Source organism: Mesorhizobium sp. M2A.F.Ca.ET.037.01.1.1 (assembly GCF_003998075.1).
In the GTDB taxonomy this organism is placed as follows: Bacteria; Pseudomonadota; Alphaproteobacteria; order Rhizobiales; family Rhizobiaceae; genus Mesorhizobium.
Map to the genome: position 1 here is coordinate 1 of NZ_RZSA01001760.1, position 502 is coordinate 502.

The 502-nt window shown below is 58.8% G+C and carries 1 protein-coding gene and 1 pseudogene; both read right to left on the reverse strand.

Annotated features, from left to right (window positions below):
- Window positions 1-78 (reverse strand): annotated as a pseudogene (locus tag EOA27_RS43275) (F0F1 ATP synthase subunit delta); the annotation flags it as partial.
- 234 nt (window positions 79-312) lie between these two features.
- A partial coding sequence (locus EOA27_RS39665; protein ID WP_127259119.1) for a DUF4345 family protein occupies window positions 313-502 on the reverse strand: 190 nt, incomplete at its 5' end.

Below are 502 nucleotides of genomic sequence, written 5' to 3' on the forward strand. Positions count from 1 at the left end.
GTCCTGCAGAGCAAGCTCGAACAGCGAGCCTGCGTAGCGTTCTGCGACAGCTGAGATTGGCGATGACGATTGGGCCACGGACCGTCTTTTCTCTTGTCTGACAGGCCGCAGATTGTTGGCGCGAGCGGGAACTCTGGCTAAATCTTTGACCTTACTGCATTTTTCCAAGCACGGAGGTGCGGCTTCCGCTATCCCCGGTCGAAAGTCGATTGCCGTCTAGCACAGGCTTTTTAAGACCGCAATGCATCGTCCGGCATGGTTTTCAGGCACTTTTGTCGCATCAGGCGGCAGAGTCCAGCGGAAGTGCTGGATTCATGGCACAAAGCCGAAGGCGAAGGCGAGTGGCAGGGCCGCAAGCGCCAGCTCGACAACGATCGAAACCCAGTTGAACGGCGTGTTGGCGCCGTCCGACATCATCGACAGCAGGCGGCCGAAAGCGGTGAAGAGCCACGAGAAGCCCAGCGCCATGTAGAGCAGCGGCTGCGCCAAAAGGATGCAGCAC